At 31.2% G+C, this 15,734-nt stretch carries 15 protein-coding genes; 7 read left to right on the forward strand and 8 right to left on the reverse strand.

Features of this window, described 5'->3' with window-relative positions; all coding sequences use genetic code 11:
- Positions 1–128: 128 nt before the first annotated feature.
- Positions 129–1,742 (reverse strand): CTP synthase, encoded by a 1,614-nt coding sequence (locus tag BTO16_RS01750; RefSeq protein ID WP_105019953.1) that lies wholly within the window; start codon positions 1,740–1,742, stop codon positions 129–131.
- Between the two features lie 225 nt (positions 1,743–1,967).
- Here BTO16_RS01750 and rpmH point away from each other — a divergent pair, with 225 nt between their 5' ends.
- The 3 genes from rpmH to BTO16_RS01765 all read left to right on the forward strand — a co-directional run bounded on the left by rpmH (position 1,968) and on the right by BTO16_RS01765 (position 5,871).
- Positions 1,968–2,129, forward strand: coding sequence for a 50S ribosomal protein L34 (gene rpmH, locus BTO16_RS01755; RefSeq protein WP_026775082.1), 162 nt, complete (start codon positions 1,968–1,970; stop codon positions 2,127–2,129).
- Positions 2,130–2,237: 108 nt separating this feature from the next.
- Positions 2,238–5,093, forward strand: a complete 2,856-nt coding sequence (gene carB, locus BTO16_RS01760) for a carbamoyl-phosphate synthase large subunit (RefSeq protein WP_105019954.1) — start codon at positions 2,238–2,240, stop codon at positions 5,091–5,093.
- Between the two features lie 196 nt (positions 5,094–5,289).
- A complete protein-coding gene (locus BTO16_RS01765) occupies positions 5,290–5,871 on the forward strand; it encodes a fasciclin domain-containing protein (RefSeq protein WP_105019955.1) in 582 nt (193 codons plus the stop codon).
- A 659-nt stretch (positions 5,872–6,530) separates the two neighbouring features.
- On the opposite strand, the gene BTO16_RS01770 is transcribed toward BTO16_RS01765, so the two are convergent.
- The 7 genes from BTO16_RS01770 to BTO16_RS01800 form a co-directional block, all read right to left on the reverse strand.
- Entirely contained in the window at positions 6,531–8,033 is a 1,503-nt protein-coding gene (locus BTO16_RS01770; protein WP_105021471.1) for an aldehyde dehydrogenase family protein, read from the reverse strand.
- Between the two features lie 215 nt (positions 8,034–8,248).
- Complete coding sequence (locus tag BTO16_RS01775; RefSeq protein WP_105019956.1) at positions 8,249–9,082, reverse strand: helix-turn-helix domain-containing protein; 834 nt, start codon at positions 9,080–9,082, stop codon at positions 8,249–8,251.
- A 224-nt stretch (positions 9,083–9,306) separates the two neighbouring features.
- On the reverse strand, positions 9,307–9,978 hold the full coding sequence (locus BTO16_RS01780) for a haloacid dehalogenase type II (protein WP_105019957.1): 672 nt from the start codon (positions 9,976–9,978) through the stop codon (positions 9,307–9,309).
- Between the two features lie 417 nt (positions 9,979–10,395).
- Positions 10,396–11,121, reverse strand: coding sequence for a fibrobacter succinogenes major paralogous domain-containing protein (locus tag BTO16_RS01785; protein WP_105019958.1), 726 nt, complete (start codon positions 11,119–11,121; stop codon positions 10,396–10,398).
- Positions 11,122–11,129: 8 nt separating this feature from the next.
- Positions 11,130–12,041: a DUF5777 family beta-barrel protein gene (locus tag BTO16_RS01790; RefSeq protein ID WP_105019959.1), complete on the reverse strand. Its 912-nt coding sequence runs from the start codon at positions 12,039–12,041 to the stop codon at positions 11,130–11,132.
- A complete protein-coding gene (locus BTO16_RS01795; RefSeq protein ID WP_105019960.1) occupies positions 12,031–12,579 on the reverse strand; it encodes a YceI family protein in 549 nt (182 codons plus the stop codon). Before BTO16_RS01795 ends, BTO16_RS01790 begins: the two co-directional genes overlap by 11 nt.
- Positions 12,572–13,009 (reverse strand): OB-fold protein, encoded by a 438-nt coding sequence (locus BTO16_RS01800; RefSeq protein WP_105019961.1) that lies wholly within the window; start codon positions 13,007–13,009, stop codon positions 12,572–12,574. Before BTO16_RS01800 ends, BTO16_RS01795 begins: the two co-directional genes overlap by 8 nt.
- 140 nt (positions 13,010–13,149) lie before the next feature.
- On the opposite strand from BTO16_RS01800, the gene BTO16_RS01805 reads away from it, so the two are divergent.
- From BTO16_RS01805 to BTO16_RS01820, 4 genes are all read left to right on the forward strand, one after another.
- Positions 13,150–14,235 (forward strand): LytR/AlgR family response regulator transcription factor, encoded by a 1,086-nt coding sequence (locus tag BTO16_RS01805; RefSeq protein ID WP_105019962.1) that lies wholly within the window; start codon positions 13,150–13,152, stop codon positions 14,233–14,235.
- Positions 14,236–14,384: 149 nt separating this feature from the next.
- A complete protein-coding gene (locus BTO16_RS01810) occupies positions 14,385–14,744 on the forward strand; it encodes a c-type cytochrome (protein ID WP_105019963.1) in 360 nt (119 codons plus the stop codon).
- Positions 14,745–14,755: 11 nt separating this feature from the next.
- Positions 14,756–15,175, forward strand: a complete 420-nt coding sequence (locus BTO16_RS01815; RefSeq protein ID WP_105019964.1) for an OB-fold protein — start codon at positions 14,756–14,758, stop codon at positions 15,173–15,175.
- Positions 15,176–15,187: 12 nt separating this feature from the next.
- The gene (locus tag BTO16_RS01820; RefSeq protein WP_105019965.1) at positions 15,188–15,733 is read left to right on the forward strand and encodes a YceI family protein; all 546 of its coding nucleotides are present in this window, start codon (positions 15,188–15,190) and stop codon (positions 15,731–15,733) included.
- Position 15,734 lies beyond the last annotated feature (1 nt).

Consider the following 15,734-nt stretch of genomic DNA (forward strand, 5'->3'; position numbering starts at 1 on the left):
TTCATTCTTGATGAAAAACCGACAAATGTAGCAAAACAGTATTGTTTTTAGTTGTTTTAACTACGGTTATTGTTTATAAAGTTAATAGTTCAAATTACGTTCCGTTTTTAAACTTCAACTATTTAACTTTAAACGTTAGATTGCTTTAAAGCAGCTTTTATAAAAGCCACAAATAATGGATGCGGTTTTAATACGGTACTTTTATATTCTGGATGGTATTGCACGCCTACAAACCAGGGATGACTTGGTATTTCTACAACTTCTACCAAACCAGTTTTAGGGTTTGTTCCGGTTGCTTTCATTCCTTTCAATTCAATTTGATTTAAATACTCATTATTAAACTCATATCTATGTCTGTGACGTTCGCTAATGTTTTCTGTTTGATAAGCGTTATGCGCCCTAGAACCTTTTACAAGAGTACAATCCCAAGCACCCAAACGCATTGTTCCGCCTTTTTCGGTTACCTTTTCTTGACTTTCCATTAAATTGATAACAGGGTTTTTACAATCGCTTTTCATTTCTGTAGAAAAAGCATCTACTAAACCTAAAACGTTTTTAGCAAATTCAATAACAGCCATTTGCATTCCTAAACAAATTCCGAAAAAAGGAATTTTATTTTCTCTTGCATATTGTACTGCTTTAATTTTACCATCAATTCCTCGATCACCAAAACCTGGGGCAACTAAAACGCCGTTTACGCCTTTTAATAATTCTTCAAAATTTTCTGGGGTTAAACTTTCAGAGTGAATCCATCTAACATTTACTTTTGTTTCGTGCGATGAACCTGCATGAATAAAAGCTTCTGTAATAGATTTATAAGAATCTTGTAACTCAATATATTTACCAATCAAAGCAATTTCTACTTCATGTTTTGGATTTTTATGTTTTCTTAAAAATTCATTCCAAACTGTTAATTTAGGTTCTTGTTTAGATACTAAGTTAAATTTCTTTAAAACAACGGTATCCAAACCTTCATCCAACATTAAATTAGGAACGTCATAAATCGTTTCTGCATCAATAGATTGAATTACATCTTCTTGTTTTACGTTACAAAACAAGGCTAATTTTCTTTTGATATCCTCAGAAATCTGATGTTCTGTTCTACACACTAAAATATCTGGACTTACCCCACTTTGCATTAACATTTTAACAGAATGTTGTGTAGGTTTTGTTTTTAACTCACCAGCAGCAGCTAAATAAGGTATTAAGGTTAAGTGAATTACTATAGCATTTTCATGCCCTTTTTCCCAAAGTAATTGTCTTACAGACTCTACATAAGGCAACGATTCTATATCACCAACAGTTCCTCCAATTTCTGTAATTACAATATCATAATCGCCAGTTTCACCTAAAATCTGAATTCTATGCTTAATTTCATCGGTAATATGCGGAATAACTTGCACGGTTTTTCCTAAAAATTCCCCTTTTCGTTCCTTATTTATTACAGATTGATAAATTCTACCTGTAGTAACATTGTTTGCTTGACTTGTTGGAATGTTTAAAAAACGCTCATAATGACCTAAGTCTAAATCGGTTTCTGCACCATCATCTGTAACATAACATTCCCCATGTTCATAAGGGTTTAAAGTACCTGGATCGATATTAATATAAGGATCTAATTTCTGAATAGTTACAGAAAAACCTCTCTCTTGTAGTAGTTTAGCTAAAGAAGCTGCAATAATTCCTTTTCCTAAGGATGATGTTACGCCTCCTGTTACAAAAACATATTTAGTGTTGTGCATGGTTATTTTAGGTTTGCGCAAAAGTACTAACTATCGCTTTTATCACAAATTAAAAAGAGGAAAACATTTAAAAAAATCGTAGTTTTGTGATAAGAAAAAATAATTTAATTTTTTTTCAAATACTGTTTGTCTAAAATAAAAACAGTTGTATATTTGCAAACGCTTTTAACGACGTGAAAAGTTAAGCGATAAAATTAATAAAGAAGATATTTAAAAATACAGATAATGCCAAAAAGAACGTACCAACCATCAAAGAGAAAGAGAAGAAACAAACATGGTTTCATGGAAAGAATGGCTTCTGCTAATGGTAGAAAAGTATTAGCTCGTAGAAGAGCAAAAGGAAGAAAGAAAATTTCTGTTTCTTCGGAAACTAGACATAAAAAATAAATGATTAACAAATGTTAATATATTAGGTGTTACTTTTTTAAAGTAACACCTTTTTTTGTACCTAATAACTAACTATTTTCACAAACTAATAAAACACAACTATTTATCATGCCAAAAAGAAAAGACCTAAATTCTGTACTAATTATCGGATCTGGACCAATAGTTATTGGGCAAGCATGTGAATTTGATTATGCGGGTTCTCAATCTTTACGCTCTTTAAGAGAAGACGGAATAGAAACCATCTTAATTAATTCGAATCCTGCTACAATTATGACTGATCCTTCAATGGCAGATCATATTTATTTGTTGCCTTTAACAACAAAATCAATCATTCAAATTCTAAAAGAACATCCTCAAATTGATGCAGTTTTACCAACAATGGGTGGTCAAACAGCTTTAAATTTATGTATCGAAGCAGATACAAAAGGAATTTGGAAAGATTTTAATGTAAAGTTAATTGGTGTTGATATCGATGCAATTAATATTACAGAAGACAGAGAGCAATTTAGAGAATTAATGTTGAAAATTGGTGTGCCAATGGCGCCACAAGCAACAGCAACCTCTTTCTTAAAAGGAAAAGAAATAGCACAAGAGTTTGGGTTTCCATTAGTAATTAGATCTTCTTATACATTAGGAGGAGCAGGAGCTTCAATTGTTTATAAAGCAAGCGATTTTGACGAATTACTAAGCAGAGGTTTAGAAGCATCACCAATTCATGAGGTGATGATTGATAAAGCAATGATGGGCTGGAAAGAATACGAATTAGAGTTGCTTAGAGATAAAAATGACAACGTTGTTATTATCTGTTCTATCGAAAATATGGATCCGATGGGTATTCATACGGGAGATTCTATCACCGTTGCCCCGGCAATGACATTATCGGACAGAACCTACCAGAAAATGCGTGATATGGCAATCCATATGATGCGTTCTATTGGTGATTTTGAAGGTGGTTGTAACGTTCAATTTGCGGTTTCACCGGATGAAAAAGAAGATATTATTGCTATCGAAATTAATCCTCGTGTTTCGCGTTCATCCGCTTTAGCGAGTAAAGCAACTGGGTATCCTATTGCAAAAATTGCAACAAAATTAGCAATTGGTTATACTTTAGACGAATTACAGAATCAAATTACAAAATCTACTTCGGCTTTATTTGAGCCAACGTTAGACTATGTGATTGTGAAAATTCCACGTTGGAATTTCGATAAATTCGAAGGTTCAGACAGAACTTTAGGATTGCAAATGAAATCGGTTGGTGAAGTAATGGGTATTGGGCGTTCTTTTCAAGAAGCACTGCACAAAGCAACACAATCTTTAGAGATTAAGAGAAATGGTTTAGGCGCAGATGGCAAAGGATATACAGATTACAATCAAATTATAGAAAAATTAACGAATGCAAGTTGGGACCGTGTTTTTGCGATTTATGATGCCATTGCAATCGGAATTCCGTTGAGCAAGATTCATGATATCACAAAAATTGACATGTGGTATTTAAAACAATATGAAGAGTTATTTCAACTTCAAAAAGAAATTTCTACTTATAAAATTGGCACTATAACTAGAGATTTATTACTAGAAGCGAAACAAAAAGGATATGGCGATAGACAAATAGCACACATGTTGGGTTGTTTAGAAAGTCAGGTGTATAATAAAAGAGACGAGCTACGAGTTCAAAGAGTTTATAAATTAGTTGATACGTGTGCTGCAGAATTTAAAGCACAAACTCCGTATTACTATTCAACGTTCGAGAATGAAATTGAAACAGCAAACGGAGAAATTATTATTGCAAACGAAAGTATTGTAACGCCTAAAAAGAAAATTATCGTTTTAGGTTCTGGACCAAATAGAATAGGACAAGGAATTGAGTTTGATTACTGTTGTGTGCATGGAGTTTTAGCCGCGAAAGAATGCGGTTACGAAACGATTATGATTAACTGTAATCCAGAAACGGTTTCTACGGATTTTGATACCGCTGATAAATTATACTTTGAACCTGTTTTTTGGGAACATATTTATGACATCATCCGTCATGAAAAACCAGAAGGCGTTATTGTTCAATTAGGCGGACAAACTGCTTTAAAATTAGCAGAGAAGTTAACTAAATACGGAATTAAAATAATAGGAACTTCTTTTGAAGCGCTAGATTTAGCCGAAGATAGAGGAAGTTTTTCTACCTTATTAAAGAATAATAATATTCCTTATCCTGAATTCGGAATTGCAGAAACGGCTGATGAAGCTTTGATTTTAGCAGATGAATTAGATTTCCCAATTTTGGTAAGACCTTCGTATGTTTTAGGAGGACAAGGAATGAAAATTGTCATCAACAAAGAAGAATTGGTAGAGCATGTGGTTGATTTATTAGGGAGAATGCCTGGTAATAAATTATTGCTAGATCATTATTTAGATGGCGCAATCGAAGCAGAAGCAGATGCAATTTGTGATGCGGATGGTAATGTGTATATTATTGGAATTATGGAACATATAGAACCTTGCGGAATTCATTCTGGAGATTCTAACGCTATGTTACCGGTGTTTAATTTAGGTGATTTGGTGATGCAACAAATTAAAGATCATACACATACAATAGCAAGGGAATTAAAAACTGTTGGTTTGATAAATGTTCAGTTTGCAATTAAAGATGAACTAGTATATATTATTGAAGCAAATCCTAGAGCCTCTAGAACCGTTCCTTTTATTGCAAAAGCATACAAAGAACCGTATGTAAATTACGCAACGAAGGTAATGTTGGGTCATAATAAAGTAACCGACTTTACTTTTAATCCGCAATTATCTGGGTACGCAATTAAGCAGCCAGTTTTCTCTTTTAATAAATTTCATAATGTAAATAAGAAATTAGGACCAGAAATGAAATCTACAGGAGAAAGCATTTTGTTTATAGATAGTTTAAAAGATGACGAGTTTTACAACTTATATGCAAGACGTAAAATGTATTTGAATAAGTAATAATTCAAATTTTGATATATTATAAACATCCAATTCTAAACTTAGAATTGGATGTTTTTTCTTTTTAAAAAGTACCCTTTTTTGAAACACTGTAATTTTGTTTAACAATTTTAACAAAACTTTAAACAATAATTTTAAAAGTAACCACACTTTACTTTTATCTTTGTATCATATTAATTCACAAATTTAAAAAAAAATGAAAACAAGAAACTTATTTATGGCTGTTGCGATTATCGGACTTTTTGCAACTACGTCATGTAAAACATCAAAAACTGAAGAAGCAAAGGAAGAAACTGTAGCTATGGTTGCTGATGTTGTAGAAACAGTTCAAACTCCTAATATTGTAGGTGTTGCTGCTAGTAACGAAAATTTTACAACTTTAGTTGCAGCGGTTAAAGCGGCAGGTTTAGTAGAAACATTAAGTTCAGCTGGTCCATTTACAGTTTTTGCACCAACAAACGCTGCTTTTGATAAATTACCAGAAGGTACAGTAGCAACTTTGTTACAACCAGAAAATAAAGCAACCTTAACAAGTATTTTAACATACCATGTTGTTGCAGGAAAATTTGATGCAGCTGCAGTTGTAGTGGCAATAAAAGCAAACAATGGCGCATTTACTGTTACTACAGTTCAAGGAGGCAAATTAGTAGCCTCTTTAATGGATGGAAAAGTAATGTTGAAAGACGAAAAAGGAAACATGTCTACAGTAGTAATTGCAGATGTAGCAGCTTCTAACGGAGTAATTCACGCAATTGATAGTGTTGTGATGCCTAAATAATTAGTGTTAAGAATTTAAATCATATAAAAGTCTTCAAGAAATTGAGGGCTTTTTTTTTGGTTTGTAATATGTTTAAATATATAGATCTAGTAAATAAACTTATAGTAAAAATAGGTTCTCAACGATTTAATGGGATACGTGGTTGTTATATTTGCGCTGTTCAAATGTGCTTTATCTTTTGGAATGTAATTGAAAAGAACAATTTTAAAAGCATTAAAGGTGTTTAGTGCGGCAACAATCAAAAGTGCTAGTGATTCAGAAGCGAACAAATAATGGCAGTTCAACAGAAGTATCGAAATAGTTGAAATGTCTTTTATACTTATAAAGCGTTAAAAGTTATTATTATTATTATTATTATAACCATTGTTGTGCGGTTAGAACTATTTTAATTTAAGGAATATCAATAAATAGTAAAGTTTAACATCGTTTTTAAATATTAGCTTGAATTTAGAGTTCTTTCTAAAAAGATAAATAAATGCAATTGCTATTTAGAATACAGCTGTTTTTTAAATAGATAGAATCAAGTCTTGTTTCTTGATTCTAAAAGTGAAACGATCCTGATTCTTTTGTCGGACAGTAGTGTATTATAATAGCAGTTTAAAAAAGCAAAACCCCAGAATAATCTGAGGTTTTACTTGAAATTTAATTATTGTTTTGAATTAAAAGAATCCAACAGGTTTCTTGTCATAGGAGATTAACATGTTTTTTACAACACGGTAATGATCTAAAGCCATTTTATGGTTTTCACGACCAAATCCTGATTCTTTAACACCACCAAAAGGAGCGTGAGCAGGATATGTGTTGTATTGGTTTACCCAAACTCTACCCGCTTTAATAGCACGTGGTACTTGGTATAATTCGTGCGCATCACGAGACCAAACACCGGCACCTAAACCGTAAGGTGTATCGTTTGCAATAGCAATAGCTTCTTCAGTAGAACTGAATGTTGTTAACGCTGCAACTGGACCAAAAATTTCTTCTTGAAATACACGCATTTTGTTATTTCCTTTCAATACTGTAGGTTGGATGTAATATCCTTCAGAAATATCGCCTTCGTAATTTCCAGCATCTCCACCAGATAATACGGTAGCTCCTTCTTCTTTCCCGATGTTGATATATCCTAAAATTTTGTCGTATTGTGCTTTAGATACTTGAGAACCGATCATCGTTTCAGGATTTAATGGATTTCCTTTTACAACTAACTTTAAACGTTCTTGCATTCTTTCGATAAAAAGATCAGCAATATCTTCGTGAACTAAAATACGTGATGGAGTTGTACAAATTTCCCCTTGATTCAATGCGAACATTAATGCACCTTCAACAGCTTTGCTAAAGAATTCGTCGTCATGATCTGCTACCGAAGGGAAAAAAATGTTTGGAGATTTCCCACCTAACTCCATTGTTACAGGAATAATGTTTTCAGCTGCATTGTGTAAAACTTTACGACCTGTTTCCGTAGAACCAGTAAATGAAAGTTTTGCAATACGTTTAGATGTTGCTAAAGCTGCACCTGCTTCTGCACCAAAACCAGTTACAATGTTTAATACACCTGCTGGTAAAATATCGCCAATAAGTTCCATTAATGCGATAACACTAGTAGGCGTTTGTTCTGCTGGTTTTACAACCGCTGTGCAACCTGCTGCTAAAGCTGGAGCAATTTTCCAAGCCAACATTAACATTGGGAAATTCCAAGGAATAATTTCACCAACAACACCAATAGGTTCGTTTAATACAATGCTTAGTGTGTTTTTGTCATGCTCAGAAATACTTCCTTCGTCTGCACGAATTACACCTGCGAAATAACGGAAGTGATCTACACAGTAAGGGATATCTGCTGCACGAGCTTCACGAATTGGTTTCCCATTATCGATCGTCTCTAAAGTTGCTAAGTATTCAAGATTATCTTCCATTACTTGTGCAATTTTTAACAACGTATTACTACGTTCTGTTGCAGAAGTTGTGCTCCAAGAAGGAAACGCATCGTGTGCTGCGTCTAAAGCAAGATCGATATCTTCTTGCGTTGAGCGTGCAGCTTGCGTAAATACTTTACCGTCTACTGGAGATATGTTATCGAAATACTCACCTTTTACAGGAGCTACGAATTTACCACCAATAAAGTTTCCGTATCTTTCTTTGAATACAGGTTTAGTTACATTTGCCATAATTATAAATTTTAATTTGATTTTTAAATTACGCTTACAAAACAAGCGTTGTTTAATTATGATGCAAATGTATATTGGGTTAGTACCTTCTTATTTACTGATACAGTTCAATAACTTATGAAAAAAGGTCAATGTGCTATTTTTTTAAAAAATTAAATTATGTTTAATTAATTAAATACTTAATAAAGAGCATTTTAGGTTTTTTGCTCCCATTTTTAAATATCTGTTGGACTTATTCCGAACTTATTTTTAAAGGCTGTGCTAAAGTTAGATAGGTTGTTATAACCAATATCTAAATAGATATCCGAAGGTTTTAAATTACCTCCTTGCAATAGTTCTTTTGCTTTTTGTAAGCGCTTGTCTTGAAACCATTTTCCAGGAGGCTCATTGTACTCATTTGTAAAATGACGCTTAAAGGTAGAAAGACTCATATTACAGAGAAAGGCAATTTCTTCCACTTTTAAATTGGAATTTACATTACTTTCTACTACTTTTTTAAACGGAGACATCTCTTTTGATATTAAAGAATGCAAATAAAACTCAAATTTATTATCATATTTAGTAAGCATATACAGCATGATCTCTTCAAATTTTAAAGATAATAAAGCGTTGCTAAAATTATGATTTGTAAATGTGTTTGAAGATAAGGAGTTTATGAATGAGGCAATATAATCGTCATTTTCAATAACGAAATAGGGCACATCTTCCTTATATGGTTTTATATTGTTCGTATACTTACTTAAAAAATCGGTGAGTTTCTTTTCAGAAAAGAAGAAGAGTTTACAGTAATAAATAGCTTCGGTATCAAGTAATTCCGTCCAAAGCCAATTTCCTTTTTTAAGCAATAGAGATTGATCTTTATTTACAGCAACGGATGTTCCTGCAAAGTGAACTTGCTTTTTACCAACTTGTAAAAAGCTAAACATATTCATGCCTAAATTAACCTTGCTTTTCACAACATCATTGGTCATTTTAAAATCATAGACAAATAAATCGCTACTTTCTTTTTTGTCATTAATGTATATTTCAGGTATGTTTTCTATTGGCATCTAGATTTTTTTTTAAGGTTCTAGTTAATGGTTCGCGTAAGAATATGTATTGGCATGATTTGCAGTTTTTTATTAAGTTGCAGAAGGTTCTAAAAAACTACAATCTTCGAATTTATCAATGTCTAACTATTATTTTTATAAACTGTGTTATAATGCTGGTTTTTTTAATTTCTATGGATAAAGAATCTTAGGGAATCACTTTACGAGCTTCAATTTATAACCTATTAATGGCTATCTTTAATTAGTTGTTGGATTAAGTCGGATAAATTTGATGCAATAAAATCTGGTTGTAAATAATAGGGGTTGTAGATTTCTTCTTTTCGTTGTACGTAAGCTGTGCTAAGTCCTGCTTTTTTTGCTCCAAACAAATCCCAATCATGTGCTGCAACCATTACAATGTTTTCTAGTTGTAATCCTTCTTGTTTTGCTGCAAAATGATAAATGTTATTGAAAGGTTTGTACTTCTCAACATTGTCTGCAGAGTAATAAGAATCAAAAAGGTCAATAATTCCTGCATTAGTTAGCTGTTCTTTTATCATTTCTGTAGATGAATTAGAAACAGCAATAACACGCATATTATTATTTCTTAAAATGCTAAGAGCGGGTCTAACATCTTTATAAGCAGGTAGCTTTCTAAATTCCCCAAGTATTTCAGCTTTTATTTTGCTGCTTAAAGGTTTATTATTTTCGAAAAATAGGTTTTCTAAAGCCATATCCGCTAATTCTCCAAAATTTCTGTATTCGTCCATAATTCCCATTATAGTTGAAGTGTGTAATAATTTTGTGAACCAATATTTTAGAATATATGCATCATCAAAGTGCTTATCAAACTGTTGCTGAAGTAAACTTAGGTTTAATAAGGTTTCGTTCATGTCAAAGAATACTACTTTTTTCATATCATTTTACGTATCTATTTTTATTGAATACTTCTGTTTACATCTTTAGTTTAGGTAAAACCGCAATTTTCCATAAAAGGTGCTAGAAAATGGGTGTTTTATTTATTATTAAATCCCACTTTTATTCAGTCTTTTAAAATACATAAACTTACTAAATTCCGATAACTATTTATTGGATGAAGATTTTTTAAGGTTTTGAAAACTTAAAATTTTTCCATTTATTTCTGCTCTTTTTGTATTTCTAACTTTAAAAGTAAAAAAAATATTTAAAGAATGATAGCTTTTCGATTAACTTTTTCAACAGTTTTTAGCGAACTTAACATTGATAAAAACTCCGTTATAATAGCTCATATATAGAGTCTACAAGGCTAAACATTTCTAATCAAAAACACCATCAGGAAAACTCATTTTAAAAAACTACTCTTTAATGCATCTAATTCCGGCGCCAATTTGATAAGCGTTTTCTTCGTAAGAGATCGTTTTTTTGTTAAATAAGTTAATCATGGTTCTTTTTTTATTGGTCGAATTAAAACTACTGGTTGCCCAAGTGGTTATGCCTTCTGCTAACGTTGCGCCTCCAATAGCATTTATATATCCGTTTGGTAACGCATTAAAACCTACAGCATTTGTTCCGTTTCCAGAGGAAGGTAACCAGCCAGAAGTTGTTTTTAAGGTTTCGGCTTCTTTACCTGCATATCCGTTTTCGGCTAAATAACTTTCTAATTCTTTAAAATCTTCAACCGAAGGTATTTTCCATCCTTTGGGCGCTAATTTTCCAGATTCTATTGCCCAATGATTATACATTGCACCATAGAAATCAAAAGTTAGTTCTTGATCAATTACATTATTTAAATCGGAAGTGTTAGACCATTGATACAGTCCTTCTTGGTTATCTAAATTTCCCCAATTATTGCCAAATGTTTGAAACGTATATTTTGTAATCGCTGTTCCATCGTTGTACTTAGTTGTTTTTAAGTTTTCTAACATCCAAGTTTGATTTCCTAATTTTAGGGTGTTATATATATTGCCATCAACATCTGTAACCAATTTAAGAACTCCATCGATTTGTTCATCATCAGAAGTACAATTGCTAAATGTAATTATAAAGCATAGAAATCCTAAAAGTTGAATTGTTTTAATCATAATTAAATTTATTTTATTTTTTTCTTTTTTGTGTGTAGTACAAAAGTGGCATTAAAGCCAAAGTGAAAATTGCCGTCTTTGGCGTTAAAGTTATTTGTTGTTTGTGTGATAAACGTATCTTCTACAAAATTTCGTGCATTGGTAACTTGAAATTGTAACAGTAAATGGCTCAGTTCCCAATTTACACCAACCATAAAAGCGTTATAAGTTTCCACGGATTCTAAAGGATTTGCCACATAAAAATATTCTGAAACGATCGAAGCATGGCCGCCAATTTTATGTCGTCCACCAAAACCAACAGCAAATTGATTGTTGGCATCGTCGTTTAAAGGGTTTGCTTTTCTATGGATAAATGTAGGCGTAATTTGCAAAGATAATTCTGAGTTTATTTTTCTAGCCACTAAAACCTGACTTGTAAATGCATAATTATTTGAAGAAGTAGTTACGGGTTCGTAAATACCACCGTCTGTAGTTTCAAATTTTCTATGAGAAAATGTTTGCAGCAATGCAATACTCACATAGGCTTTTCTAGAATCTGCGCGTTGTTTTAAAAGTTTGTATTTTACAAATCCGTCTGTAATTTTATCATGATTTGTGTAACCTAAACCAAAGGTGAAATTATCCGAAAAAGAATAATCCAAACCATAACGGGTACTTACAACATCCGCTAAAAATCGCTGTCCTTCAAAATTAGGAATGTTCCAATATCGGTTATACAACGAAATTTCTAAAGCTCCTTTTTTTCTAGTTTCTATAGAATGGCCTAAACCAATTCGGGTAGTTTTAAACGTGGCGATTTCATAAACAGGTTTGTCAGGAAATTCTTCGTTCAATTTGTCTAATAAATCTTGCGCATTTATAGAAGAACTGAAAACCATAAATGCTATTGTAAGTAGCTGATATATTTTTTTATTCTTCATAAGGTTGGTATTGAAATGTAAATTTTATAGAAATCGTTTTGGCAATATTGCTTGATAAAATAGGCGGAACTTTTATCTGAAAATCTTTTATAGAAATATCAAAATCGCCTGAGATGCTGTAGTTTCCTTTTGTATTTTCAATCGCTGTTTTAATCTCTATTTCTTTTGTAATTCCGTGAATGGTAAGTTTACCGCGAACAATTCTAGTTTGTGTTTCTTTGTTTGATGCATCAAAATCAATTATTTTTCCGATAAAATTTGCCTTTGGATACATGTCTGACTCAATATAACTTTCGTTAAAATGCTCGTACATTAAATCCTTTTTAAACACAAAAGCACGCATTAACATACTTATTGCAATTTCTTTTTTATCAATATCTAAAAGACTTAAAACTTGATTGTTTTTAGCTTCAATATTTTCTACAGACGTATAAGAAAAAAAGGAAACTTGACCCTGTCTTGCAATAAATTGACTTTGTTTTACATCAAAATCTGCAAAAGAAATGAGTAGGAAAAATAATGGAAATAATTTATTCATTTGGTATTAAATCTATGGAGCAATTAAGTAAAATAACATCTTTTAGAAAACCTTTACAAATTCCTTTTACGCGAATTTTTTGATGTTTTTTTAGCAGCTTAATCTTTTCTTCTTGATTTGGGTTTACATCGCAAATTACTCCAAAAGTTTCGGTATTGCTATTTAAAATGATAGTATTTCTGTTGTTTAAAAACGAAATTTCTTTTATAAAACCCGTAACTTCTATAATTTTGCCTGCATATAAACGATCAGATTTTTCTTCGTTTATGCTATATGCATTTATCAAATCATTAGAACTAACAGCGAGTTCTGCAAGTTCATTTTGCAAGTTTTTTTCTGATGAACTAAACAGTGGAATATTATAAAAGTACCCGCTCATTAAAAGGAGTAAAACGAGAATACTTAAAAATGTAATTTTTTTATTTTTCATGATTCTTTATCAAAGAAAACGAATTTTATCTTTTTAACCGATAGAAATCTGCACGAAAAGGAAAAAAATAGTGCTAAAGCGGAAATTTATCTTTTAGAAAGAAAAGAATATTTGGTATATTTCAACTCTTTAAAAAAACCATGAAAAAAGACAAACTTTATTTTTTAACTTTTTTATCAATTGCAGTCATATTTTTATTTTTGGCAGTAATTGCCTCACATTATTTTATAAAAGTAAGTGCAAATCAATTAATAGAAGTTCAAGTAGAATCTAGCAAAAGAGAAGCAAATGAGGTTTCAAAACTAATAGAATTTCAACTTTCATCTGGAATAGCAAAGGAAGATGTTATTTCAAGTTTTCAAACAATTATAGAGAATTCAAATACCGATAGTTGGTTTATCAGTGTTTTTAATTGGGGCGGAAAAGAGATTTCTCATCCAGATAAAACCAAAGTTGGTCAACAAGTAAATTCTAATGAAGCATTAGTGTCTTCTCTAAAAGAAAAAAATACTTCGGATGATTTATTTGATTTGTTACTGCATAAAAACAATCAATCTGTATCGGAAATAATACATATTTCACCTATTAAAAACTCAGATTTAATTGTTGCAGCGAATGTGAATATTAAAAGTATTTCTGCGCAAATGAATACTTTAAAAACCAGTTTTTATCTTATATTTTTAATTATGGGTATTTTGGTTATTTTACTTTCATTTTTGGCTGTTAGAGTAATTGGTAGCTCGTATGAAAAACAATTAGAATTAAAGAATACCACTTTAACATCCGAAGTTGTAAACCTATCTAAATTAAACACAGCTTTGGTTTCTTACAAAGAAAAAGTTGCAGAAATACCAGAAATAACAACAACAGAAGAGATTGCCGAAAATGAGAAAAAAAGAATTCTTACCTATATAAGAAACGAGTTAGTACCTATTTCTATAGAAGAAATTGCTTATATCTATACAGAAAACACCATTACTTATGTGGTTTGTTTTGATGGTAAAAAATCAACTACAAACATGAGTTTAGACGATCTTTTTACAAATTTAAATGCAGCTTTATTTTTTAGAGCAAACAGACAATTTATTATCAGCATAAATGCGATCGATAAAATTATAAAATATGGTAAGAGTCAACTTAAAATTTTATTACAATCTAAAACATCCGAAGAAATTATTATCAGTAAAAATAAAGCAGCCGAATTTAAACAATGGTTAAATATGTAAATCGTAATCTCACAATAATCCAACAAAAGAAAACTCTCTTTAACAGTTTTATTTCCTTTTCAAACAGTTTTTTTCCTTTTCATACATTTAGATTGTTTGAAAATTCTTTAATTTTTGTTATTTTACATCCTAAATAAAAACACTATCCCATGAAAAACAATTTTAGATTTAGAAATCATTTTTTACTACTTTTAGTTACTATCCTTTTTACAGCATGCTTAACAAATGTAGAAGAACCGTTGGATGAAAAACCAATTAATAATGATCTTTGCGAAACTGTTTCCTATTCTTTAACCATAAAACCCATTATTGATGCAAACTGTATTCAATGTCACAGCACAAATGGCGGTCAATTTCCAAATTTAAATTCATATGCTGCTTTAAGTTCAAAAGCAAATTCAGTGTTGTCAGAGGTACAAAGCAGAAGAATGCCAATTGGTGGTACTTTAACAACCGATGAAATTGCAGCAATTAAATGCTGGGTAAACAGCGGTGCATTAAATAATTAAAATTAAAAATCATGAAGACTAAGAAAATTGGTATTGCAGTTTTAATTTTACTACTTATTGTAGCATTTGTAGCCTATAATATGTACAATAAACCTCATGTAAATGTTAGCGAAACTTCGTCGGATATTACAATTACAGCGGCAGAAATCTTAAATGATTTTACTGCGGATGAAACAAGTGCAAACGCAATTTATTTAGAAAAAATTATTGAGGTTACTGGTGTTATTTCTGACATTAAAGTAGAAAGACAAAAAGGCATTATCACTCTAAAAACAAATGATGATTTTGGTAGTGTTTTAAGTAATTTATCAGACGAAGCAACAAAAGATATAAGCTCATTAAAAGTTGGGCAAACCGTTACTTTAAAAGGAATTTGCACAGGCTATTTAATGGATGTGATTCTTGTAAAGTGCGAAATTATTAACGATTAAAATTAATCAATTATGAAAATTTTTACAACACTTTTTTGCTTCTTTTTATTTATAGCAATAAGTAATGGGCAAGAACAATATTTAACAAAAAATGGTGCAATAAGTTTCTTTTCAAAAGCACCAATAGAAGATATAACAGCAGACAACAACCAAGTTTTAAGTATTGTAGATGCTACTTCTGGTAAAATGGCTATTTCTATTTTAATAAAGTCCTTTATGTTTAAAAAAGCATTAATGCAAGAGCATTTTAACGAGAATTATTTAGAGTCGGATACGTTTCCGAAAGCTACTTTTAAAGGGGTTATTTTAAATTTTGATACGTTAAAAGATACTGCAACTAAGTTACAAGTAAAAGGTGTTTTAACAATTCATGGCATATCCAAAGAAAAAACAATTGAGGCAAACTTTAAAAGAACAAAAGAGACTATTTTAGTTGATGGCGATTTTATTGTAGTTTTAGACGAATTTAATGTAGAAATTCCTGCTGTTGTTGAAAAAAATATAGCCAAACAAATAAAAGTAAGTTTTAATTTTAACCATACACCCTATAAAAAATAGA

It is taken from the genome of Polaribacter glomeratus (assembly GCF_002954665.1).
GTDB lineage: Bacteria > Bacteroidota > Bacteroidia > Flavobacteriales > Flavobacteriaceae > Polaribacter > Polaribacter glomeratus.

Bases quoted from the DNA above. Each gene is read 5' to 3' on its own strand.
- BTO16_RS01815 (WP_105019964.1), top strand. From the start codon at position 14,756: ATGAAGACTAAGAAAATTGGTATTGCAGTTTTAATTTTACTACTTATT.
- BTO16_RS01775 (WP_105019956.1), bottom strand. From the start codon at position 9,082: ATGCCAATAGAAAACATACCTGAAATATACATTAATGACAAAAAAGAA.
- BTO16_RS01785 (WP_105019958.1), bottom strand. From the start codon at position 11,121: ATGATTAAAACAATTCAACTTTTAGGATTTCTATGCTTTATAATTACA.
- rpmH (WP_026775082.1), top strand. From the start codon at position 1,968: ATGCCAAAAAGAACGTACCAACCATCAAAGAGAAAGAGAAGAAACAAA.
- BTO16_RS01790 (WP_105019959.1), bottom strand. From the start codon at position 12,041: ATGAAGAATAAAAAAATATATCAGCTACTTACAATAGCATTTATGGTT.
- BTO16_RS01765 (WP_105019955.1), top strand. From the start codon at position 5,290: ATGAAAACAAGAAACTTATTTATGGCTGTTGCGATTATCGGACTTTTT.
- BTO16_RS01810 (WP_105019963.1), top strand. From the start codon at position 14,385: ATGAAAAACAATTTTAGATTTAGAAATCATTTTTTACTACTTTTAGTT.
- BTO16_RS01770 (WP_105021471.1), bottom strand. From the start codon at position 8,033: ATGGCAAATGTAACTAAACCTGTATTCAAAGAAAGATACGGAAACTTT.
- BTO16_RS01780 (WP_105019957.1), bottom strand. From the start codon at position 9,978: ATGAAAAAAGTAGTATTCTTTGACATGAACGAAACCTTATTAAACCTA.
- BTO16_RS01805 (WP_105019962.1), top strand. From the start codon at position 13,150: ATGAAAAAAGACAAACTTTATTTTTTAACTTTTTTATCAATTGCAGTC.
- BTO16_RS01795 (WP_105019960.1), bottom strand. From the start codon at position 12,579: ATGAATAAATTATTTCCATTATTTTTCCTACTCATTTCTTTTGCAGAT.
- BTO16_RS01800 (WP_105019961.1), bottom strand. From the start codon at position 13,009: ATGAAAAATAAAAAAATTACATTTTTAAGTATTCTCGTTTTACTCCTT.
- BTO16_RS01820 (WP_105019965.1), top strand. From the start codon at position 15,188: ATGAAAATTTTTACAACACTTTTTTGCTTCTTTTTATTTATAGCAATA.
- BTO16_RS01750 (WP_105019953.1), bottom strand. From the start codon at position 1,742: ATGCACAACACTAAATATGTTTTTGTAACAGGAGGCGTAACATCATCC.
- carB (WP_105019954.1), top strand. From the start codon at position 2,238: ATGCCAAAAAGAAAAGACCTAAATTCTGTACTAATTATCGGATCTGGA.